The organism is Mucilaginibacter sp. P2_A4, from assembly GCF_056405015.1.
Map to the genome: position 1 here is coordinate 45481 of NZ_JBFUCX010000024.1, position 25261 is coordinate 70741.

Below are 25261 nucleotides of genomic sequence, written 5' to 3' on the forward strand. Positions count from 1 at the left end.
GAGACGCAATTATGCGTCTCTACATTTGAAAAAGCAAAACGAACTTTACGTTACCATAACGAAAACATTGAATCATAAACAGATGATCAAAAGGATATACTTATTTTTAATAACCACGTTGCTATTGGCTCATAGTACAATGGTACACAGCCAAACAGCAAACGACCATATTTTCTCTCCATCTGCAGCAGCCAAACCTTATATTGATTTTGATAGTAAAGGTTTTTTGATAGATGGCAAGCGTACCTTTTTGGCATCGGCAGGGTTAGAATATGCAAGGATCCCGCAGCAGCTTTGGCATGATAGATTGCTGCGGATTAAACGGGCCGGCTTCAATTGTATCGAGATCTATACCATCTGGAATTTTCACGAAGCCCGGGAAGGCAAATTTGATTTTACCGGCGACCGTGATCTCAATTTATTTTTAAAAGAGGTTAAAGACCTGGGCATGTATTCCATCGTACGCGTAGGCCCATACTATTGCGCGGAATGGGATAATGGCGGCTACCCTATCTGGCTCAAGTTTAAAAAAGGAGTGCGGGTTAGGGAAGACAATCCACTGTTTGAAAAATATGTTGATCGTTTTTTCGATCATCTTTTACCCATTGTATTTAATAACCAGGTAAACAAAGGTGGTTCGGTCATATTGGTTCAGCTGGAGAACGAGCATCCTAAAGGATGGGGTACCATAATGCCCGATGGCTATTTTAAGCATTTGCAAACCAAGGCGCTAAGTATGGGCTTGCAGGTGCCTTACTTTTTCAGCGGCCTGCATCATGACAGCGATCCGGCTGGTAATGGTAAATTGGATGATGCAGCAAGACCCAACCCATGGTTCTCTACAGAGTTTTGGAGCGTATGGTACTCGCAATATGGTGCTAAACCGGGCGATGCAGCGCTTTATGACAGGCGCACCTGGAAAATTATTGCCAATGGCGGTAATGGCTATAACTATTACATGGCTCATGGTGGATCGAACTTTGGCTATACCAATAATGATGAAGATGCGGCATCCTATGATTATGGTGCAGCCATCGGGCAAACTGGTGATCTGCGACCTATCTATTATACCTTTAAACGCGCGGCATGGTTTGCCCGCAGTTTCCAGAATGTTTTGGAAAACAGTGTAAATGATTCTGCATCCTACAGCAAAATAATAACAGATCCATCATTAAGGGTAACCGCACGAAAAAGCCCTGCCGGGGAAATTATATTCCTTGATAATTCGGGTAAAGAAGCTATTACCACGCAGCTGCATTTAGGTGATGCTAAAGTTTCAGGCGATAGAAAGGTGACCATTTTGCTGGGTGAGATTTATCCCCTGGTTCATAATTACAAGGTTAACGATAGGGTTACGCTCAATTGGGCTTTAACCAGGATCTTTGCCATTGTAAAGCAGGATAATACCACCACCATTATTGCTGATGCTGAAGCAGGTATGCCTGTATACATGTATTTTAACACAAAAGACAAAGCCTCAACGGAAAATTCTGATGTAAAAATAGATGGCGAAAATGTGCTTATCAATGAAACGATGCCTGCCAGTAACAAACCTTTGGAATATACTTTTAAAGCCGGCACTCAAACGATCCGTGTTTTAGCCATGAACAGGCAATGGACCGATAAAACCTGGATAACCAACATGGCAGATAAAAACTACATCGTTACTGGTACTGCTTATTTAGGTAAAGCAGATATTAAAAACGGTCAGTTTATTGGAGAAATAGAGCGCCCATTATCAGCAGAAAAGCCCGGGCAGGTATGGATCTATACAGATAAAAAAGCTATAGTTTTGAACCAGGCTCCATCCCCCAATACACAACAAACACAAGCCACTACTTTAAATAATTGGCAGTTTAAAAATGCTTCCGGTTTTGCTGTTGCAAATTATAACACCAGCCAGTGGTTATCCTCAAAAACCCCCTTACCCATGGGTACCGATGGTGATATCACTGCTGATGCATGGTACAAAACATCGCTGAATATTCCTACTGCCGGGAAATACACGCTGCAGGTTAATGGCAACGGCCGCGGCCAGGCTTTTATTGATGGAGAGCCAGCTGCAAATTGGAAACTGAGCAACGCCGAAGTTTCACTTAACTTAAAAAAAGGTAAACATACCCTTGCCGTTTTTACCGCCCATGACGGCCGCGACAAACTGGCTGCCTACCTTGGCCCAATTGATGAGGTGGATAGTAAAGGTATTTTTGGCAACGCCGTTATTAAAAAAGGCGGTCCGTTTATTAGTGAATTAAATAACTGGTATTTTGTTAAAGCAGCGCACCGTGATGATGCCAAACAAGGCCCGCCGCCATTTGATACTACGCTATATAAAAAATATAAAATAGGAGCTGATGCTTTTAATTTAAAGGAAGGGTACGGGTGGTTTACCACAATTATACCGCAACAACCCGCGGGCACATCAAAAATAACCCTGTTATTTAAAAGTGTTGATGAAAATGCAACAGTATTTATCAATGGTAAACAGGTATTGAGCCATGAAGGCTGGAACCAGCCTTTTGAAGTTAATATTGCAGATGCCGGTATTTTAAAAGGGCCTGTTACACTTAGCGTGTTTATTGAAAATTATTCAAACGAGGGTGGTATCGATCAGCCGGTAAAAATAAACGCCATTGGTAACGCCGATGCCGTAACCGGCTGGCAGTTAAAGGGCGGTCCGGGTGATCCGCAAGCGGTAAAGGGCTGGCAAACGTTAACATCGGGCAATAAGATAAACAGCCCTTGCTTTTACCGCAGCTCATTTACTGTTCCGCAGGTAAAGGGACAAACTTTCATATGGCGGTTTGAGCCTAAAGATTTAGGGCATGGCTCGGTATGGGTTAACGGGCACAACATTGGCCGCTATCCCGAAAAAATAGCGGTATCCAGTTTATACATCCCTGAATGCTGGCTCAACAAGGGCTTAAACCAATTGGTGATCTATGATGAAGATGGTAAACGCCCAACCCAAACATTAATCATAGCCGAGCCGGAAGCTGGGCGTACAATAACTCAAATAAGTGCTGATCTTAATTAATAAATAAAAAATGGCTTTAACTACTGAAAGATTTACAGCGCTCGATATCTTCCGCGGAATGACCATCTGCTTCATGATCATTGTGAATGCACCCGGTTCGGGCGCAAACGTATGGACACCGCTTGACCATGCCCCATGGATAGGTTTTACTCCAACCGATCTTGTTTTTCCATCTTTCTTATTCGCTGTTGGTAACGCGCTCAGCTTCTCTAAAAAGAAGTTTGAGAGTGATGCGGCTTTTATAAGTAAGATCTTTAAAAGAACGGTTATTATATTTTTACTCGGTTACCTCATGTATTGGTTCCCGTTCTTCCATCGTGTAAATGATGGCTGGGCCTTTAACTCATTAAGTCATACCCGTATTATGGGCGTATTACAACGCATTGCCCTGTGTTATTTTTTCGGCGCTTTGATAGTTCATTATTGTTCTCAAAAAACAGCTGTAATTATCTCAGTATTACTTTTAGTTGGCTACTGGGCATTTTTAGTCCTGTTTGGCGAAGCCGGTAAGGAGTTCACGATGCTGGGCAATGCCGGTACAAAGCTTGATATTGTATTATTGGGCAACGATCATTTATACCACGATAAAGGAGGCCCCATTGCCTTTGATCCCGAAGGTTTATTAAGCACATTAACGGGCATAGTGAATGTAATTGGCGGCTTTTTAGCAGGCGCGTTTATCCAACGTAAAGGAAAAAACTATGAAACAGTGGCTAAGCTGTTCTTGTACGGCGGCTTGCTGATAGTTGCCGCTTTATTCCTGGGCCAGTTTTTCCCGATAGCCAAAAAATTATGGACAAGCACTTTTACCTTACTGACCATAGGTATCGACCTGGCCATTTTAGGCCTGCTCATATTTGTCATCGAGATTGAAAAGCTAAAGCGCGGCACCAATTTCTTCCTTATTCTTGGTCGTAACTCACTGGCCATCTACCTGCTATCGGAGTTATTGCTCACCGTATTGCAAACTATATGGGTACGCCCCCAATTAAGCTTTTACGATTGGATAAACCAAGTATTTTACCAGCGTTTATTCCCCGGGGCTTTGGGTACACTGGTATTTGCCATTTGTTATATGATGCTTTGCTGGCTTGTGGCTTATATCCTCGATAAAAGAAAAATTTATATTAAAATATAGTGGAGGGCTGAAAGAGTTGAAATCTTATTTTTTGAGAATGTTACAAGCTGGTAAAATACCTATTCCGCCGTCATTGCGAGGCACGAAGCAATCCCAAACGGTACAGACCGGATTTGCAAAGTTACTCTGTAGGGAGGGGATTGCTTCGTTCCTCGCAATGACGGGTATGTTATTAATGTACTTGTATAAAAAAAGCCCTGTCATCCTGAACGTAGTGAAGGATCTATTTGCAGACTTTACAGGGCGAAGAAGCAAGGCGGACAATAGATCCTTCACTACGTTCAGGATGACAAACCTTTCAAAAGGTCATTTCCCTTTTGGGGTCTACCAGACTTCTCCACTATCAATAACGATCTGTTCATTCATTTCCAAACGGCTCTTCAAACCTGTTTTTGTTTTAACCGCTACTTTAACGATACTGTTAAACTATGATGTTTCTGCCCAACAGGCAGATCACCTGCCTTATGTAAACCCATTTATTGGTACTGCAAAAAGCGATGTTTTTACCAAATGGGGAAGTGAAGGCGGCACGTATCCGGGAGCGGTTGCGCCATCGGGGGACGTACAGTTAAGCCCAGAAACAAGGGTTGCAAAGGGATATAACTATAACGATAGCAGCATTTACTACTTCAGCTGTTTTAGGCACATGAGTGGTTTTCCCGAAGGCTCTGCGGGCCGGTTTTATGTTATGCCGGTTGGCAACGGTACCCCATTTGAGGCCGGTAAATACAGCAGGACGTTTTCGCATGCCAATGAAACAGCAACCCCGGGCTATTATAAAGTAGTGTTTGATAACGACGGCACCATAGCCGAAGCCACAACCACGGCGAGGACAGGTATTTTTAAATTCACCTTTACGGCAGATAATATCCCGCAGATATTCATAGCCGATGCCGGCGAGATCAGCATAATCTCCTCAAAAATATTGCATGCTACAAACAGTAATACCGTCATCAACTTTTCCGAAAACTATACGTCAAAAAAGCAGGTTGAAGGCGGCTGTCTATTCACTTTTGCATCAACAGCAAAGCATAATAAAGTTATTGAGGTTAGATTAAGCACATCCTCGGTCAGCTATGCAGGCGCTCAAAACAACATCGATAAAGAAATAGGAGCTTTAACATTTAACCAGGTACGCCAACAAACGAGGGATAAATGGCTCAAAAAACTGGCTGTTGTTGATGTAGCGGATAGTAATGAGCAAAATAAGACTGTTTTTTATACCGCACTTTATCATTCACTTTTAATACCATGGGTTATTGATGATGTGGATGGCCGTTATAAAGGTTACGATGGTAAAATCCACCAAAAAACAGGGGCCGATCAATATGGTGCTTTCTCTCCCTGGGATACCTTTCGTTCCCTGCACCCCCTGCTTACCCTGCTTTACCCGGATAAACAAAAAGATGTTGTTTTATCTATGCTGGATATTTATAAGCAAACCGGCCACCTGCCCACTGAATCGATGACCGGTAACCATGCTATCCCTATTATTGTAGATACTTACCTGAAAGGCATTACTGGTTTTGATAAACAGATGGCTTATACAGCCATGAAAAAGAGTATTGTTGAGCCGCCATTTATACAGCCGGATATGGAGATCTATCAGCAAAATGGGTACATTCCATTTACCCGGTCAGAATCGGTAACCCGCACGGTTGAATACGCTTATGATGATTGGGCCTTATCGCAGTTTGCCAAAACCATCATCCACAACGATAAAGACTACCAGCTTTTATTAAACCGGAGTTACAATTACAGGAACCTCCTGAACAATGATGAATTGTTGCTATTGCCCCGTAACAACCATGAGTTTAAGTTGCAGCCGGGGATGTCGGGCTATAAAGAGGGAGACAAATGGGTATACTCCTACTTTGTTCCACATAACGCGAAAGACTTGATCAACCTTACCGGTGGCAATGAACAATTTGCCAGCAGGCTTGATTCGGCGCTGACTAACAATGTAATCCCCTTTGATAACGAAACCGTATTTCATTTGCCTTACCTGTTTAACGAGGCTGGTAAACCTGCATTAACACAAAGATGGGTACGGCAGATCATGCTTAACCGTTACAGTGTCAACCCAGGTGGTTTACCCGGCAATGATGATCTTGGTTCAACATCCAGCTGGTATATTTTTAGCGCAATGGGTATTTACCCCACCTGCCCCGGCAGGCCCTTTTACGCCATAGGCGCACCTTTATTTCAATCGGTAACGCTGCACCTTTCAAACAGCAAAAATTTCACCATTAACAGTACCAATACAGCCTTAAATAATAATTACGTCCAATCGTTAAGTGTAAACGGAAACGCCTGGCAGCAGTTAACACTACCACATTCAATATTAACAAAGGGCGGTTCCATGACGTTTGCTATGGGTAGCCGGGAAAGCAAGTGGCCGACGAATAAGGATCAGGCCGTGTTATCAGAAACGAAACAAAACCCGGATTTTAAGATCCTGAATTATACAGTTTCAAAAAATAGTGTTGAGCCAAACGAGCCGGTTACCATACATTTTTCTATCGCCAACAGTGGCAGCACCGGTGTAAAAATTGTTAAACTGTTTGTAAACGGAAAGCCTTATGGCTACAAAAACTGCATTGTGGTTTCCGGAGGCGTTAAAAATGATTCTCTCATATGCCGGCTTTATCCCGAAGGTAAAACCGAACTTCAATTGCAAGGCATGGCACCGGTAACGGTTAATGTAAAACTACCGGCAACGCCATCTGCCCATCCGTTTAAAATTACAGATTTGGCTGCAAAGCCAATGGTTAAGCTTAACCAGGTGCAACAGGTTACCTATATCATTCAAAATATTGATGGTTTAAACCGAACTTTTAATATCCCGGTGATGATGAATGACTCCTTGCTTTTTACCGATACCATAATGCTTGCAGCAGGCGAAAGAAAAAGTATTGCACACACTTTGCCCTGCACTGTAAAAGGATTCAAGCACATCAGGGTTGATGATGCAGGGGTAGACTATAAAGTATACGATGATCATAAAGAATCGCTTCTGCTTGACCTTTCCGCTATTGGCTATAATTCAGATAAGCTGGTAACAGATAATTCGGGATACCATAATAATGGACATATTATGCTTACAAATAATTTTCTTGAAGATAAGAAAGCTGCAAAATTAGGCTTTGAGGAAAATATTTTTGTTGAAGTTCCCAATTCGGCAAGTCTGGATAATATGGGCGAAACCATCGCGATGATGGGATGGATTTACCCAACCGGAAATGAAGACGGACTGGTTGATATGATAACCAAGGGTGATAGCCACGTTTTGCAGGTAACTGACCATAAAACCCTCACCTTTTTTGCCGGCGGCTGGGGACGCGGAGATTGCACAGTTAACCTGCCCGCAAACTGGAAAAACAACTGGCACCATATAGCAGGTGTATGCACCGGCAAAACACTTTACTTATACATTGACGGTGCATTGGCAGGTAAAACGATAGTGGAAAATGATGCCGACCTATCCAACGGTAACAAGTGGACACTGGGCAGGAATGAAGAATTCCCCGCCGAAAGAATATTTCATGGGTACATGGATAAGGTAAAAGTATTTAAAGAAGCATTAACTCCCGAAGAAATTAGCACGATTGTCAACAGCGAGCGTGGTAGTTTTAAATAGCCAGGAACAAATCATATATACTATGCCTTTAGCCACCAGGAACATTTCCCGAATAATACAACCTGCATTATTCGGGAAATGTAAAACGTGATGATAGCAAACCAGGGATAATCTTGAAGACCCTTTTTGTTGTTTAAAAACGGCAAGATCCCCCCGTTATTAGCAGCAACCGGCCCAGCCAGCAGCCTTTACGAATTACAAAAATCATGGAATATGGCTATCCCAATTAAATAATAAATAATAATTGCAATTATAACAAAACAAATTGCCCACTTTAACCTTTAATTAAATACATTCTATTTATAAAAATACTATAAACAAATTTCGGTAGCATATAATATTAGAATATTTGGGGAAAAATGCCAAAACCTGCCTTGTAATTCTCTTTTAAAATCCTTTTCTAAAAATATACTTCTTTCGCGTCCCCCGCCGTCTGCTCAAAAATACGTTCAGATCCATTATTTAGTATGATGATTATAGCCTTCGCACGGGTATTAATTGGACATATTTACTTCACAGCCAGAAATATAACTATTAGTTAATGATATTTCTTTAAAAAAATCACCTTGAGAAAGATACTTGTGCTAACCAATTTTACCGAAAATGCCAATCATGCAGCAACAGTTGCCGTTTCGTTTTGTGCTCAGCTATATTCAAACATCATACTGTTAAACACATTCATCAGCCGGCCTGTTCTGGCCGGATTTGGAAGCATACCATGTGCCGTTGATGAGATGTTATGGGAAAATGAAAGCCATAAAAAACTAAATTTCCTGAAAGAAGATTTAGAAGAGCTTATTAAAACACTCCCTGCAGATCATCATCACCCCAGTATTGATTGCCGGTACGAGGAAGGGAGCCTAAGGTATCAGTTAGAGTTTTTTAAGAACAAAAAGGATATCGAATTTATTATCATGGGCGCCCGGGCGGGCAGTACGATGGAACATTTGCTGATTGGCAATGATACCAGTGTTGTGCTCAATCGTGCCAGCCGCCCCGTTATCATCATCCCCGGAGGCACCAACCTGGGACAATTTAAAAAAGTAACCTTTGCCTGCGATTTTAACGACACCGATCTGGATGCAGTGCATTACCTTGTTCAATTGGGCCGCATCTTTCATTTTCAAATCGAAATTGTGTACGTATCCCTCTGGGAACACAATAACGAGCAGAACATGGAGAAGAAAACAACCTTTATTAGCCAGGTCGCCCGATTTGGGTATCCGGGTATCACTTATAGAACCATCGTTGGCGAAGAATTGATTAACCGCCTTAACCGCCTTTGCAAAGAAAACAAAACCGACCTGCTTGTGCTGATACACGACAGGTTTAGCCTTTTGAACCGAATATTTAAAAGCACAAATGCCAATGAACTGTTAAAGCGACAACAGGTACCGGTTATGATTATTCCCTCCATGATGAGAGATTAATAAATGTCCTTAAACACCCCGGGCGTCAGTTATCAACCCGCAGGCTTAATTAATAGAAGTGTTATAATGCAGATAACTGTTGGGGCGGCCTATTAATGCCCCTTAAATTATTATATAGCATAAAACAGGGCTGTACTTTAATTGGCTGCAGTCCTATTTTGGCAGGTATTTACGGAAGGCATTACCGCCCGCGAATTATAACCACTTGGCGGCAAAATGGTTAAACTCATGCCGCAATTCGTTGATCATTTTTTCCTCCGTTACATAATCATCAGAAAGCTGATTATAAACGGTGAGTTCCCTGTCGTCAATAAATTCCGGTGAGGCACTGATTTCATTTTCCAATACCCCCTGATTTCCACGGATCCTGTGTTTTAGCCCATCCAGGTAATCACGGTGGATAATCAGCTGGTTCTGAAAATGTTCAACATTTTCGCCAACCTCCCGGCCGGTATTGCCGCCGGCGACTTCTTCCAGTCGTTCACGCAAAAAATTTAGTTCCAGCTCGTAAAAACCGAGCCCTCTCATCCACGCATTATGCGCAAATTTTAAATGTTTTGTACTGATCTGTTTCATAATACAAGATACCTGAATTTGGTTATATAAAAAATAACTTACTGATTAACAGCAGCTGCAATCTTATTTTTTTTTGAACGAAAATACAATCTGCCACCCTACTTCATCACCAATACCGCTGCTCCATTAATCTTACCGGTTCTTAACCTGTTAATTGCCTCATTTGCCTCTGATAATTGGAATATCTCCGTTTGTGTATGTACCGATACCGATTTAAGGATGTTAAAGAAATCCAATCCATCCTGCCGGGTAAGGTTGGCAACAGATTTAATCATTCTTTCGCCCCATAAAAGATCATATGAAAAGGCGGGAATATCGCTCATATGTATGCCGCCGCAAATTACCTGCCCTGCTTTATCAATATTTTTTAATGCAATTGGCACCAGTTCGCCCACAGGTGCAAAAATGATAGCGGCATCCAATCGCTCTGGCGGCACTTCTGAGCTGTTACCCGCCCACCCGGCCCCCAGGCTATTAGCAAAGCGCTGGGCTTGTTCATCACCATCGCGGGTAAAGGCGAATACTTTTTTCCCCTGTGCAATCGCAATTTGAATAAGGATATGCGCCGCCGCGCCGAAGCCGTAAATACCCAGGTTAATTACGGCGGGATCTATCATTTGGTACGATCTGAAACCAATAAGCCCAGCGCAAAGTAAAGGCGCTGATGAGTATTTAGCATACGCCTCATCCAATCGAAAACAAAAACGGGCGTCCGCTACAGTGTATTCGGCATACCCGCCATCAATGGTATAGCCGGTGAATAATGCATTATCGCACAGGTTTTCTTTTCCCTGTTTACAAAACTTGCAATGGCCACAGGTGTAGCCCAGCCATGGAACACCCACCACCTCGTTTACTTTCAGCTCTGTTACCCCATCTCCCATTTTAACAATCCGACCGATAATCTCATGGCCAGGAATCAAGGGAAATTTGGGCTGACTAAGCTCTCCATCCAGAATATGAAGATCGGTGCGGCATATGCCACAGGCAATAACTTTAAGCAATACCTGGTCATTAGCCGACTGCGGAACCGGTAGCTGCCTGAGTACAAGTGGCTGCCCGGCCTTCTCAAAAACCATGGCCTCCATTAAGGTAGGTATTTCCAAATTGAATAAATTTATACGCTTAATTAAAATACAATTAACCGCTTAAAGCTGTTTTTATAATGACATATTATAATCGGGCGGAAAAACCAATAATGGGATCTTGATGTGCCGGGCCATGTGATGGGTGTGGCAGCCGGTTAAAACCCTGTACAACAAACTATGCGGCCGGTGCACCATGGCCAATAAATCAATTTGCCCATGTTCGCAAAGCCACTCGAGGCCATCATTAATATTCATGCCCCTGAAGTGGTGATAGGATATATTTGAATAATGCTCTTCCCCGGTCAATTTTTCCATAAAGGTATCTGCCTGGTTGCGTTTCACATTCCTTTCATACTTTTCGCCGGTGATATGATAAACACGAATCTCCGCCTTAAAAACTTTGGCCATGCCGGCAATCGACTTAATTATAGCTATATCGCCATCGCTCAAATCTGTTGCAAAAATAATTGTTTTAATACCTTTAAAAACCGCGCAACCCGGAATCAGCAACACAGGAAAATCTGCCTTATCAACCAGATCCTTGCTTTTGCTTCCCATAATTAAACGACCGAACCCGCCCGTCCCGGAGATTCCCATAACCACCAATGATGAGTTTGGATCGTCCATAAAATTCACTACAACATCGGTTACCGGCCCTATCTCATTATCAAAGCTAATGGCCGGTTTATGGGTTGATGCAGGACCTTTCGCCACATCATCAATAGTATCTTCCAATTCCACGGCTAAGCTTTCCAGTTGTTTTGCGGCGGCGTCTTTCAAAAAAGCATAATCCTCCAAAGGCCATAAACCGGGATCGGCCATGGGTAATTCTATCGGCACAAATAAAGCATGACACAACTTAACATCTCTTTTCATTTCCCTGGCTATACCGATGGCATAACGGGCGGCATTATCGGCCTGTGCAGTAAAATCGGTGGGTACTATAATGGTTTTCATGACTGCAATATTCTTTGAAGGTTAGGGTAAACAAAGTTTGCAATTATAAGCCGCAAAATAAATGACGCTTATCATAAAGAACTATGTTATAGGGCAAAAATTATACCAACGCGTACTCCTATTGTTCTCAAAATTTCAAAAATATCAGCAACAGAGCTTTGGCGGTTTTTTCGTCAGCAGAACAGCTTCGGGCGAAAACGGGTAAAACAATGTAGGGTTGTGCGGCTGCAGGGCATAGGAAGTTTTTGCATGTAGGAGACAGGCGGGCAAGGGCAAAATAATTCCAGCCCAGGTTTTGCCCGTTTTGCAGGGCAGAGGCCTTGTGCGGCAAAGAAGCATTTCTGCTGACTTGAATTTTTTGGTCCTTTTTGTTTCAAGACAAAAAGGACTAGGCCCTCCCGCGGCCATGAGCGGGACAATGCCCTTTCATTATGGCAAAGTAAATTTAGCACCCAAATAATCCCCCTCCCCACCCATTTTATCAACACCCGTTGCACAGCCATCAGTATTTCAATACATTCGGCCAGGGTAAATGAATGATGCTGCTGAAGGCTATTTTACTTAATACAAGAACTTTATGAAAGTCATTATAGCCGAAAAACCATCCGTTGCGCGCGAAATTGCCAAAGTATTTGGTGCCACCACCAAAAAAGATGGCTATATGGAAGGCAAAGGGTACACATTTACCTGGGCTTTTGGGCACCTGCTGCAGTTAGCCGCCCCGCAGGAATATGGCTATTACGGCTGGAACGTTCAAAACCTGCCCATGCTGCCGCCCAAGTTTAAGCTCTCCATCCGCAAGGTAAAAACAAAGGCCGGAATGGTCGACGACCCATCGGTTAAAAAACAACTGGACATTATAAAAGGCTTGTTTGATGAAGCTACCGAAATCATCGTAGCAACGGATGCCGGGCGCGAAGGTGAACTCATCTTCCGCTATATATACTACTACCTTAAATGCAAAAAGCCCTTTAAAAGGCTATGGATCTCGTCGCAGACAGACGAAGCGATTAAAGAAGGGTTTCGTAATTTAAAGCCCGGTACCGATTATGATACCCTGTTCAATTCGGCCCATTGCCGTTCACAGTCGGATTGGTTGGTGGGGATGAACGCTACGCAGGCGCTTAGCTTGTCGTCGGGTAACCGGGCGGTGTTGTCGCTGGGCAGGGTGCAAACCCCCACCCTGGCCATGATCTGCTCGCGCTATCTCGAAAATAAAAACTTCGTACCTCAACTTTATTACCAGGTAAGCATCCAGCCCGATAAAGACGGACAGGTATTTAAAGCTATTTCTGTACAAAGCTTTAAAACCAAAGAGGAAGCCCAGGCCATTGTCGACCTGGTGCAGGATGTAAACAGCGGCTTTACCAATGGCGGCCATATCGCAAATGTAGAGGCCAAGCCCCGTAAAGAACCTCCACCGCTGCTGCATGATTTGAGCAGCCTGCAACAGGAAGCCAATAAACGCAAAGGCTTCACCGCCGATCAAACGCTTACCATACTGCAAAACCTGTACGAGAGCAAGCTGGTAACCTACCCTCGTACCGGCAGCAGGTATATAGGCGATGATGTATTTGCCGGCGTACCCAATTTAATTGAGAAGCTGAAAGAGCATCCCGAGTTTGGCAAACAGGCCACGGTATTATCAACAGCCAAGCTAAACAAGCGCAGTGTGAACGCCAAAAAGGTGACCGATCACCATGCCGTACTGCCCACCGGCGAAACCCCATACCAGTTAACGCCCGATAAACAAGCCGTTTATGACATGGTTGCCGGCCGCATGCTGGAAGCCTTTCACCAGGACTGTATCAAAGAGATCACCAAAATCACCGTCGAATCCGGTTCCACCTTTATGGCCAGCGGAACAGTGATCCAAACCCCGGGCTGGCGCGCCGTATTTAACGATACCGACGAGGAAAAGAAAGAGGAAGAAAACCCCACCCTGCCCAAAGTGCAGCAAGGCGAAAACCTGCCCATTACCGATAAGGCACTATTAGAGAAGCAAACTAAACCCAAGCCTCTGTACAACGAAGCCAGCTTACTGAAAGCGCTGGAAACCGCGGGCAAAGAGATTGACGACGAAGAACTGCGCTACGCCATGAAAGAAAGCGGACTGGGCACCCCCGCCACCCGTGCATCCATCATCGAAACCCTGCTGAAGCGCAACTATATCTCTCGCGAAAAAAAGAACCTCGTACCTACCGAAACCGGGCTCTCGGTATACCAGGTAGTAAAAAACCAGCAGATAGCGCAGGCCGAACTCACCGGTACCTGGGAAAAGCGACTGGAAGAGATCCGTACCGGCGCTTCGGTAGCCGATTTCCAGGAAGAGATTAAAACCTATACCCGCGCCATCACCCAGGAATTATTACGCGAAGGCAAGTCGCTGAAAATAGCGCAGCCGGTTGCGGCAGTGGCGAAATAAAAGGTGAAATGACATTTTAAAAAGTTTGTCATCCTGAGTTTTACTATCCGGAAGACACTGAAAGGATAATGACGTTTGAAAAGTTTGTCATCCTGAGGAACGAAGGATCTATTCGCAGACTGTACAGGTCGAAGAAGTATAGCGGAGAATAGATCCTTCACTATCGTTCAGGATGACAAAAGCTTTATTTCGTCCCCTCAGGGTCTCTCCAACGGAGGACCCTGAGGCACCATGCGGATCAAATATGCATGGTGTATACTTTGCAAGCAGCCTCAGGGTCCCTTTTCAAGGAGACCCTGAGGGGACAGAACTTTTCGTCCCCTCAGGGTGGAAAAAACTTCCCAAACCCTCTTTCCACCGCAGGTGAAGAGAGGGTCGGCCAGCGAAGCGTAGCCGGGGTGAGTCGTAGCCACTTATTTTGCAATTTTTATTTCAATTTATAACTACCTTTATATCAATACACTTGCGCCACCTGGCCCACTCCCGTAAACCAATAAATCTTAGCTTATGAAACGCAATAAATTTATCACCTCCATTTTAACCTTTGCGGCTCTCCCCTTAACACCTTTTGCCAATGGCATCAAAAAATACGTGCAGTACCGTGCCAATAACGGCTTTAAAATACAGGCCGGCGAAGGCAGGATCCATGGGCATATTAAACTAAAAGGGCTAAATGAAAATATAATGGACGTAAAAATATCGGGGAAAGATACCGATGGCGACCTGGCTATTTTCGAACAAACCAGTTTATCGCAAGGGCGGGGTACTCCCCTGCACGTTCACCCAAAGCAGGACGAAATTTTTTACGTTTTACAGGGATCTTATTTTTTTAAAGCAGGCGATGATACATTTCATCTAAGCGCCGGCGACAGTATCTTTTTGCCCAGGGCCGTGCCCCACGCATGGACGCAGGTAAGCGAAAAAGGAAAAATGACCGTTATTTTTCAGCCGGCGGGTAAATTGGAAGAGTTTTTTTTAACCATGCAGGCATTAAACCACGACCCATCGCACGCCGAACTTGAAAAAATTTTCGCCGATCATGAAATGCAGCTGGTAGGCCCTCCTTTAAAATTGGAGTAAGCGAGTCTTCTCGCCCAATTTGTCAATCCTGAGCATAGCGAAGGATCTGCACGTCATACCTCTTCGCCGGGTAGAGCACGCGGGCAGATGCTTCGTTTCTACCTATGACAAGTTATAAAACTGAAGTTGTCCTGTCCGTTGGCTAACGGATCAGGATCCTACAGGACAGGTGGACCGCATGAAGTACACTTAGCATTGGGGTGCTGATCCGTTAGCCAACGGACAACATGACATTGGGTTTAAATCGCTTTGTCATTTCCACCTTCAGAGGCCGCGGATTTTAAAACTCAGCATGACAAGCTATTTTTGGGGTAAACACCCCTTTTTTGAATTTTGAATTAACAATGGCGTTCCCTGCGGGCCGTGCTGTACGTTCATACGCACACAAGGCATTAAGCGCGGGCCGGTATCCACTTCCATCACTAACGCGAACTTACGGGTAACAGTAGGCTTAAGGCTTTACAACAACACCGTGATTTGAATGCGGGCACACAGGCCTGGAGGCCCGCTGCAGTGGGATTGTTTGCTAGCTGGGGGGCTAAGGGAAGGTTTTCGTCCCCTGAGGGTCTCTCCAACGGAGGACCCTCAGGCACCATGCAGATCAAATACGTAGGGTACATACTTGGCAAGCGGCCTCAGGGTCCCTTTTCAAGGAGACTTTGAGAGAACAAATGTTTGCGTATCGACCCATATAGCCAAGGCGTAACTACCCTACAAATTGAGGCCGTCCACACCGTTGGGCCCTCGTAAGCCTTAGAGTGTATAGGTGTAACTACCCCACAAATTGAGGTCTTCCACACCCCATCCTATCCACATACACAGATGATCTTTGGTTTAACTACCCTACAAATTGAGGTCTTCCACACCGACTTCTTAACAGTGGTTGTAACCATATCAGGTGTAACTACCCTACAAATTGAGGTCTTCCACACCTGTTGATACCTGCAATAGTGAAATAATAATGGTTTAACTACCCTACAAATTGAGGTCTTCCACACCGTTCTACATGTTCCTACCTGCACCTACCTAGCTGTAACTACCCTACAAATTGAGGTCTTCCACACCTAACAGCATTAAAGGAGGTGGAGAAATGAGGTGTAACTACCCCACAAACTGAGGTCTTCCACACCCTAAACCTATAACCCCACAAACAAACACCGAGGTATAACTACCCTACAAATTGAGGCCTTTCACACCACAAACATCGTTAAGGTGAAAGAAGAATCGGTGTAACTACCCTACAAATTGAGGTCTTCCACACCCGTTACTTATGCCGGGGAAGAGGTGGAAATGGTGTAACTACCCTACAAATTGAGGGCTTCCACACCTGTAGGCACACATTGCCCGGTGATCCTGAAGGTGTAACTACCCTACAAATTGAGGTCTTCCACACCCATTTGAACTTATCAAAAAACCAGTTAGTAGGTGTAACTACCCTACAAATTGAGGTCTTCCACACCCAAATGCATCATGATGCCGATGAGATTATTGGTGTAACTGCCCTACAAATTGAAGTCTTCCACACCATACACGCAGCGCAATAACAAGTACGCCGTATCAATAAGATTTATCCATTAGAAGCAATATCAACTATATATGATGATCTATCTTTTTTTATATTAATATCTTCTGTTATTGACAGCAGATTTCTTATTGTTGTTCCATCTTTTGTTAGCCATGCAAAACTTCCGTCTTTACCAATTGGCACATCATTATGAAAAGCAATATTCCTGTATTCACTCAAAATTTCATTATTACTATTTATAAACTTGGTGTCAAGCTTTAAAATAGATTCAAAATTATAGTGCATTTTTTGATCGCTCTCATTTTTAAATGAAGCCTTTAACCAACTGTGGAATTTGTCTTTATCACTATCGTACCTCTCATTAAGTACTTTTTGCAAAATACTTTTTTCAAAATTGAAAATATACTCTGCTACTTTTTGTCCGTTCCGTCTAATCAACTCTAATTCATCCCGTAATAGCTGGAATGGAATTGGTTGGTCTTTATTTCCATACGGTAAACCATTCCCTTCAAATTGATTGATAGAAAGTTTTTCGAGTTCCGCCCGCCAAAGTTCCCTTTCAGTTGTGCATCTTTTTATAAAATGAACAGCTGCTTTCCGTAACCTGCTTTTCTCTGTCATAAACATCAAATCATCTAATTGGTGCATCAATACGGATGTATATAAGATATTCTCAATGGGGTCGTTAATCTCACTTTTATGAAGCGGCAATATAATTTTTAAGCTGTTGAGATTTTCAAGGGTTATATCTTTTTCCTTTTTAACCATTTCACCCATAACCTTTGTAAAGTCATTATTTGCCAAATAACGCTGGGCCATCCACCAAAGCAAAATATCTTCTGTAAAAGTTGTATTTAATATCCCGCTTAACTTTTCCTGTTGTCGTTTTTGACATATATCGGGGTAAAGATTCTCTGCAATTTGAAGTTTATAAAATTCGGGATGAAGCACCTTGTTTAACTGGGCATTTTTCCTTAAATCCAAAAAGATTGTTATTTTGGGCCTTACCTTTATTGTTTCCCCAATCCTATTTTTTGCTGTCGACATTACTTTGCCTGCTTTATTAACATCAGGAAAAAAGTATTTTAACACCAACATAGGGTGGATCATAAAAGGCTGTACTTTTAGTGTTATGGTATGCTTCTCTTTTAGTTCTGTTTGTTCATTTCCTTTTAATAAAGATGCAGGTATCGACAAACCTAACATGCGGCATAAACCGGGTAATTCTTTTTTTAAAAGGTGTGACGGAACGCTTAGTTTGTTATTTAAAAAAAACTCTCGGTCGTCAAAAACGAGTTCCATTAAATGGTCGAGGCTTGTTGCTTTATCCAATATAATTCTTATTTCTTCTGGAATAGGAGGTTGTCTTTTTTCCAGTTTAAAAAGCGTGCGAAACAAATAATCAAATTTCCCTGGTTTACCTTTAACAGGTTCTTTTAAATGTAGGCTATAGTGGCATATGCTCATTTGATTGTATTCGTTTGCCCTAAAAAACTTACCATCTGTTCTGACCGGAGAAGCCCAATCAAATAACCTGTAGGCATCCATTATTAACCTATTTTTAGTTGAACGGCTAAGATATTGCCGGTTAATTAATGCATCATTCCATTGTTCCTTAATATGAGATACTCGGCTATACAATTTTTGCCTTAGAACGTCTATTTCACGTGGTTCTTGCTTAAGATAGCTTGAAACAAATACGCTCTCCAATAATTCATAGCCATCACTTTCATTCCAGGTGGTAATATTTTGCAATTTATTTAAATCATTGCTTAGGGTTGTTAAAAATTGTTTGAGCTTATCTTTATAATTATGCTCATTTTTTTGAATAAAGGCGGCAATATAACGCATAGCGTTGGGGCCGATCGCAAACTGATAATACTTTTCGTGATTGGCTTCTGCATCAGGATTTTTTAGCAATGCTAAATATATGTGGTCATTTTCCAGTGTAAGCCGGTAATCGCCGTTTAAAGGAATTTCAGAAGCTTTAAAATAAGTTTTATTTTTTATTAAACTTTCGGTCGCAGCATTTGGAGAAGATTTAACCAATTCAAATTTTTCCATACCCCAATACCAATCGTCGCCGGCAAAATCCATCAGGAATTTTGCAGTATAAAAAACAAAGCGGTTACCTGCACGAAATTTCTGCCTTGTACCTAATACAAAGTCTTGCTGGAATATTTGAATCGGTTCAGGCTCGGTTTCATTTACCTCATTCCCTTTTTTATCCCATACAGGTATCCAGTTTTTATATATGGGCCGTATTATATTGGCTAATATTAAAGTGTCTTTACCCTTTTCATTCTTTTCCTTTCCCATTGCCTCAAAAAAAGCAATTCCTAATTCTGTAAGTTTACGCCCTCCCCTTAAGTACTGGTTTTCTTTATCTAATAAATAATCACTTTCGGTTTCAGTTCTTTCGTCAACAGGTTTGGATAAAATATTATAAAGCACTTCCCTATTATCTGATTGTTTTTTTAATTCATTTTTCAATACGCTCAAAGGAGATTCACTTTCATTTCCTTTAAACAAGCTTTGCAACAAGACCAAGCGATGAAGTGCCTCAAAATTTATATTAAAGAAATAGCCCGGTAAATCAACGTAAGAGAATGCAAGGGTTCCGATACGGTGTTTGTCTTCCTGTGCCTTTACAATATCTTCATTATCCGCAGTTTCATCTAAAAATTGTTTTGGCTTTCTTTCTATAAGTTCAAGTACAAGGCCAGGCAAAACACCTTTTAATTTTATATAATCTTTAAGCTGTATTACATCCTTAATTACGTTTCCATCAGCATCAAACAAAGGCATAGCATCCTTACTTCCCCAATATTCAGGATAGTCAAATAAATAGGAGATAAGTTTAAACGCAGTACGAGCCTTAAATACATTATCTCTGACATCGGCATCCAGTGTATCAATAAGGCGGTCGGTATGATTAAAGTCTGTTATTGCTGCTCCATCCCGGTGGCAATAAAAAGTATATAGTAGCCGCTTTATTTTGAATTGCGGCATATCTGCCCGCTTGTAGCCCGTTCTTTGCTGCAAAAACTGGCTCATCTGACCTGTAGTAAGGAAAAAGCTTAAGAAAAAGATCCTTCCTTCAAGTGTAATAAAATGTTCCCCATTTACACTTTTGAACAGATTAAATTTTCCCTTATATGTATTTTGCTCTAAATACTCATAATCCATCAAAGCGCCCGGAAACTCCGCATACAAAGCAGCTTTAGCTTCATTATATTTTTTTTCAACGAATATTTTAATGTCGTTGCCAAATTTTAGCACTACATTATCATGCCATGTATGCGAATGAAAATTGCGAATTTCCTCAACCTTTTTTATAAGTTCGGGGATTATCCTCTTATCTAACGGGGTTATTTCATAACCATTACTGTTTTTATTTTGCAAATGTGCTTTCCAGAGATATTCAGCCAGGAATGAGTTCTTTTGTGAAGTCGTTTTACCTTGCAGCTGTTTCACAACACGGTCGACGTTATCAAATGCTATATTGTAGTAAATTGTAAAATCAGCCGTTTTGGTTTCACCTCCGGTAAAAAAATCATATTCTTTCGGAGCAGGTCTTGCATAACCTTTATTTTGGGGTCTCATAATGATAAATTTTAGGTTAAAAATTATTCTGGTTGTAAAGATAAGGTTCCATGACTTGAACGTTCATGGTTAAAATAATAACCTTGTATATTATGGTTAGATGGATTAAAAGTAAGAACACTAATACCCTCATGATTATTCAGAAGATACTTTAAATTATCCTGATGTAATTGATTGCCTTTGTTGGAATAGAAATAGGTAATTTGAAAGCTTCCATTTTCCAGTTTCTCGATTTCTTCATGAAAACTTTTAAATGATGAAGAAATATTTTTATATTTGTTATCGGAAAAATAATCTCCTTCGATTAACAATCCATTTAAGTTTTGATAAATGGTAATTTTACAATATCGTTGGATAAACTCTTTGTTGGTATCATCGCCTATGCGATAGGATGAAATTATTTTTCCAACGTATTTCCCGCTTACTTTATATACGCCAATTACTCTAAATATCCATTTCCATTTAATCGACTTGTTGATGAAAGTTAATATGGAAATAACTGTTCCGTAGCTCGTTAAAATAGTTACCATTTGAGCCAATAGTCCTGCTTGCTTATGCTCTATATGATTTTTCCAAACCATTTGTAAGCCGAAGCTCAAAGCGGCAATAATACATACAAGTGCTATTAACAAAATTGGAGGGTAATTTTTAAGCGTGAATTTATTCATCTATAAATTTAGATAAGTATTTTAAAGCGATGCAACAAAGTATTATTTATAATTACTTGTTCGATGATTATTTACCATAAAAAATCGCATACTTCTCCGCTGTTAAGAAGGAAAAAACCACTTGTACATTTTTTTAATCTCAATTATAGCTAATTTGAAACTTAAAATTAAAACCACTTGTACCAACTTGTTGAAATTAGGCGATTTAACGAAAACCATTTAAAGGCATTTAAAAACAAAACATCTGATAATAAATACATTACAAAAATAGGGAATCTTATTTCCTTGAATATCTCGCGAGTAGCGGGGGCAATTGGAGGGGCAAAACCACAAATAACTTTAGTATAAAAAGTACCCTCATTTGATTTATTGATAACTTTTATAAATTACAGGCCCCATCTTTTTGGTACATATCGTTTTAATTTTTGGTACAAGTGGTTTTAACGATCTTATGCCATTATTCTCCGGCTGCCACATGGGTTTACACTCGAGAGAACCCTCGCTACCGCGGGTACTTCTCTCGCTACCGCAAGCACTTCCCGCTACCGCAGGCCTCCAGGCCTGTGTGTCCGCATGCAGATCACGATGTAGTTTGTAGAGCATTAGCCCTATTTATTTCCTCCGCTGGCGCACGCGTATCGCGTGTGCCCCGCTGATAGGTCTGCAACATTTTTCCATCGTTTTATAGTTTAGGACCTGGGTTAACGAACAGGACACACGCGACACGCGTGCGCCAGCAACCCATATTCAAAAACTTTGTTATCTACTAAAAGCCTGTTTATTTACCCGCGTTCGCGTTAGGGATTGAAATGGGTACCGGCCACGAGCGTAATGCCTGCAGGCGTATGAATGTAAAGCCCGGCCCCGTTTCTACCAACGGGGAAACGCCATGGGGAAGAATCAAGAGGTTAGAGTCAAGAATCAAGACAGGGGGATTTGGGGGTAAGGGATTATTTGGTTGGGGACTTAGGCCCTTGCCGGAGCAGGGAATTTTGGAATGACGGAGTTTGAGCAATAAGAGTTAGGACAAAGGAGCTTTAGCTAAAGGATTTAGGGAATAAGGACTATTTAAACGCCAAATTTTGAAATCAAATTAATCCGGAATCATCTGCCCGTTGATGTACTTTCGGCTCAGCAAGCCCTTCCTCCGCCCCGATCGGGGGTTATGATGGGTGCAGATCTTGATCATCAGGCTTCTTAAAAAAAGGGCTGCCGCGCTTAAGCCCGTCGAAGCACGTGGGCAAAGGCTTCTGCGCGCGACCCTTCGACAAGTTCAGGGTTGACAGGCCGGGCGCTGAAGGGCAAATTCACGTTAAAAAAAGTTTGTCATCCTGAGAGGCTGTCTAAATTTGATTCATTAATGTTTTTATACTTCTAATGCAGCACTTAACCACCCGTCATTGCGAGGCACGAAGACAACTGACCGCAGGGAGCTCATTAATACCTATAAAATCAAAACACAACATTAATAATCCCAAACTGTGCAGATCGGATTTGTAAAGCTACTCTGTAAGGCGGGGATTGCTTCGTACCTCGCAATGACGATCTATTTATTTATTTTTACACAGCTTCTGAAGAACGAAGGAGCTATTAGCAGACCATACAGGGCGAAGAAGCATGGCGAACAATAGATCCTTCACTATCGTTCAGGATGACAAAAGGGAAAATCAAAAAATCAAAAATCCCAAATCTGCACATCTGAAATCTGAAATCTGCACATCTGCACATCTAACCTTTCGCCCAATTTACCATCTTGTTCACCGTGGCCAGGCCGAGTTTGAGTTTGGCAGCTATCTGGCGCTGACTGAGGCCCTGGGCATGGAGTTCGGCAACCTGCCCTGCATGGCGGTCGCGCAGTTGCTGGGTATTGCTGAGCAGGTGGTCGAGCTCGTGGCAATTACCCTGGAATATGAATTGTAAAAAGCTGTTGCGGCGTTCCAGGCAACAGAGGCAAACATTTTCGGCCCCGTAGGTTTCTTCGGTACTGCGTTGTTTAATCTGTTTGAGGTAGCGGTAGCCGGGCATGGCATGACTTTCGCCAATGGCAAAGGCGCTATCGCAAAAGTTGATGAGCATTTTACTACCCTGCAAATCGTTGCGGCTAAGCGGCAGAGCAGGGTTACGCTTGGGTGTATGCGCCAGCACCAGGATACTGAGGCCATGGCGGGTTTTAAGGTACTTGAGCTGCTTCATGAGCGGCAGGGCCTCGTTGGCGCGTTCGGTTCCCTTGCGCATACAGGTAATATTATCAATAATGAGCACCGTGGCGCCGGTGGCCTTGATGCCGCGGGTAAGATCGGCAATTACCTCATCGTTAAATTTATTGATTTCGCTATAGTGCTTGTAGAGCTGGTTGTATTCGCCCCGCAAAAAATTGTCGTTAAATTTAAAGGTGCCCCGCTCGTCGGTATACCGCTGTTCAAATTGTTTACCGGCCAGCTCGAAGTCGATATACAGCACGGTAGCCGGCTTTGCATTCAGCTGGAACCCCTGGATAGCCTTGCCCGCGGCAATGCTGTTACCCAGTTGCACGGCCAGGATGCTTTTACCCATATTGGTATCGGCAAACAGGATGCACAGCTCGCCCTCGAGCCAAAACCTGCCAAACAGCATTTGCGGCGTGGCACATTCGCGCTCCATAGCCATCCACTGGTTGGCCCGGTAAATGTGGAACAAGCTATTGGCTTCGTACAGATCAGGCTCCACATGGTCAAAATCCACCTGGTCGGTAGTGCGGGTTTGGGTTTTTTGCGGCTGATTTTTATAGGAGATGTCGATGTTGTAGGTATTCATTGGTTGCGGGGTTCGGGTGGCGGGTTGCGGGGTTCAGGGTTCGGGTTGCGGGGGTTGGGGGATATGTGATTCTGTTAATTCCCCGTTCGGCAACCTGAACCATACAAATTTACAACCCATCGTTTACAAAAATGGTGACATAGCTTTGTCAGTACCCTAAATAAGGAGTTTGGGAGCATGGCAAGCATTTCAGATAGCGGTTAAAGAGACTGGAAAGGATAGCCAAAAAGACATTGCCGAAAACCTTCTCTTTTCCGCGCATTATTCAATAGGAATATTCCATAAACTCCCCGTTTTCGATCATTTATTGCACAATATTGAGATATTTAATAATCGAGCCATTTGCTGACTTTCCCAGGGCGTTCGGGTAAACAGCATGCGGGTGTTCGGGGGTGTTCGGGCTAGGGTTAGTGAAAAAGTTAAGTTATTGATTTACAGTAGGCCTTGTTTTGAGGTAGGAATATAGCGAACAGTTAAAGTATTGGACTTCAACTTGTTGATTTTTTGAAAGTACCGGTTAATGTGGATGCTCCGCTAAAAGCGAACACCTGTTTTGGATAGGCGGGGATTTATCCCAAACGCAAAAACCCCTCATCAGATAGATGAAGGGTTTCACGATTCAGCCTTTTGGGGCTTTTAAGATTGGGCACCGACCTACTCTCCCACGTTTTACCGCAGTACCATCGGCTCTGGCGGGCTTGACTTCTCTGTTCGGAATGGGAAGAGGTAGACACCGCCGATATAGGCACCTGAATTTCTTTTGGTTCATTGGTTTATTAGTTCATTTGTTCATTGGTATGAGCATGATGGCTATATTCCTTTGTAACCGGTATTTTTTATTTGTTTGTGCTTCATTCTTCGTCCTGATCAATCATGTTACTAATGAACTAATCGACCAATGAACTAATGAACCACCAAACAATGACATATTATTGAAAGAAGTTCTTGATCAAAGAAAACAACAGTATTAGTGTGTTGAGTGAGTGGTTGATTGGGTTGATTAAGTGAATGGTTTTACAACCACTCTCCATTCAACTTATTTCACCACTCACCATTATTACCTGCTATGAGAAAGCTTCGGGCAATTAGTATCACTCGGCTATGATGTCACCACCTTTATACCTATGACCTATCAACGTAGTAGTCTCCTACGACCCTCAATGGAAGTCTCATCTTGTGGCTAGTTTCGCACTTAGATGCTTTCAGCGCTTATCTATTCCCAACGTAGCTACTCTGCAATACAGCTGGCGCCATAACAGATTCACCAGAGGTTAGTCCAACCCGGTCCTCTCGTACTA

Annotated in this window: 12 protein-coding genes, 2 rRNA genes and 1 CRISPR repeat array; of the genes, 6 read left to right on the forward strand and 8 right to left on the reverse strand. The window is 42.6% G+C overall.

Features of this window, described 5'->3' with window-relative positions; genetic code table 11:
- Positions 1-82: 82 nt before the first annotated feature.
- The 4 genes from AC1DYB_RS29355 (at position 83) to AC1DYB_RS29370 (ending at position 9245) form a co-directional block, all read left to right on the forward strand.
- Positions 83-3037 carry a beta-galactosidase gene (locus AC1DYB_RS29355; RefSeq protein WP_477440350.1) on the forward strand — a complete coding sequence of 985 codons (2955 nt, stop codon included), beginning with the start codon at positions 83-85 and terminating at the stop codon, positions 3035-3037.
- A 10-nt stretch (positions 3038-3047) separates the two neighbouring features.
- Positions 3048-4175 carry an acyltransferase family protein gene (locus AC1DYB_RS29360; RefSeq protein ID WP_477440352.1) on the forward strand — a complete coding sequence of 376 codons (1128 nt, stop codon included), beginning with the start codon at positions 3048-3050 and terminating at the stop codon, positions 4173-4175.
- 181 nt (positions 4176-4356) lie between these two features.
- A complete protein-coding gene (locus tag AC1DYB_RS29365) occupies positions 4357-7815 on the forward strand; it encodes a GH92 family glycosyl hydrolase (protein ID WP_477440354.1) in 3459 nt (1152 codons plus the stop codon).
- 566 nt (positions 7816-8381) lie between these two features.
- Positions 8382-9245 carry a universal stress protein gene (locus AC1DYB_RS29370; protein WP_477440356.1) on the forward strand — a complete coding sequence of 288 codons (864 nt, stop codon included), beginning with the start codon at positions 8382-8384 and terminating at the stop codon, positions 9243-9245.
- Positions 9246-9440: 195 nt separating this feature from the next.
- On the opposite strand, the gene AC1DYB_RS29375 is transcribed toward AC1DYB_RS29370, so the two are convergent.
- From AC1DYB_RS29375 to AC1DYB_RS29385, 3 genes are all read right to left on the reverse strand, one after another.
- Positions 9441-9821 carry a hypothetical protein gene (locus AC1DYB_RS29375; RefSeq protein ID WP_295715454.1) on the reverse strand — a complete coding sequence of 127 codons (381 nt, stop codon included), beginning with the start codon at positions 9819-9821 and terminating at the stop codon, positions 9441-9443.
- Positions 9822-9919: 98 nt separating this feature from the next.
- Entirely contained in the window at positions 9920-10927 is a 1008-nt protein-coding gene (locus AC1DYB_RS29380; protein WP_477440359.1) for a zinc-dependent alcohol dehydrogenase family protein, read from the reverse strand.
- Positions 10928-10981: 54 nt separating this feature from the next.
- Complete coding sequence (locus AC1DYB_RS29385; protein ID WP_477440361.1) at positions 10982-11866, reverse strand: universal stress protein; 885 nt, start codon at positions 11864-11866, stop codon at positions 10982-10984.
- 577 nt (positions 11867-12443) lie between these two features.
- Between AC1DYB_RS29385 and AC1DYB_RS29390 the strand changes: the two genes are divergently transcribed.
- Together AC1DYB_RS29390 and AC1DYB_RS29395 are read left to right on the forward strand one after the other, a co-directional pair.
- The gene (locus AC1DYB_RS29390) at positions 12444-14291 is read left to right on the forward strand and encodes a DNA topoisomerase 3 (protein WP_477440363.1); all 1848 of its coding nucleotides are present in this window, start codon (positions 12444-12446) and stop codon (positions 14289-14291) included.
- Positions 14292-14798: 507 nt separating this feature from the next.
- Positions 14799-15371 carry a cupin domain-containing protein gene (locus AC1DYB_RS29395; RefSeq protein ID WP_477440365.1) on the forward strand — a complete coding sequence of 191 codons (573 nt, stop codon included), beginning with the start codon at positions 14799-14801 and terminating at the stop codon, positions 15369-15371.
- A gap of 703 nt (positions 15372-16074) precedes the next feature.
- Positions 16075-16897: a CRISPR direct-repeat array (repeat unit 32 nt; unit sequence TAACTACCCTACAAATTGAGGTCTTCCACACC).
- Between the two features lie 41 nt (positions 16898-16938).
- Here the strand turns inward: AC1DYB_RS29395 and AC1DYB_RS29400 are convergent.
- The 5 genes from AC1DYB_RS29400 to AC1DYB_RS29420 form a co-directional block, all read right to left on the reverse strand.
- Positions 16939-20502, reverse strand: a complete 3564-nt coding sequence (locus tag AC1DYB_RS29400; RefSeq protein WP_477440367.1) for a hypothetical protein — start codon at positions 20500-20502, stop codon at positions 16939-16941.
- Between the two features lie 23 nt (positions 20503-20525).
- A complete protein-coding gene (locus AC1DYB_RS29405; RefSeq protein ID WP_477440369.1) occupies positions 20526-21170 on the reverse strand; it encodes a hypothetical protein in 645 nt (214 codons plus the stop codon).
- A gap of 1728 nt (positions 21171-22898) precedes the next feature.
- The gene (locus AC1DYB_RS29410) at positions 22899-23963 is read right to left on the reverse strand and encodes an AAA family ATPase (protein ID WP_477440371.1); all 1065 of its coding nucleotides are present in this window, start codon (positions 23961-23963) and stop codon (positions 22899-22901) included.
- 641 nt (positions 23964-24604) lie between these two features.
- Positions 24605-24716 (reverse strand): 5S ribosomal RNA (rrf, locus tag AC1DYB_RS29415).
- Positions 24717-25028: 312 nt separating this feature from the next.
- Positions 25029-25261, reverse strand: a 23S ribosomal RNA gene (locus AC1DYB_RS29420); the annotation flags it as partial.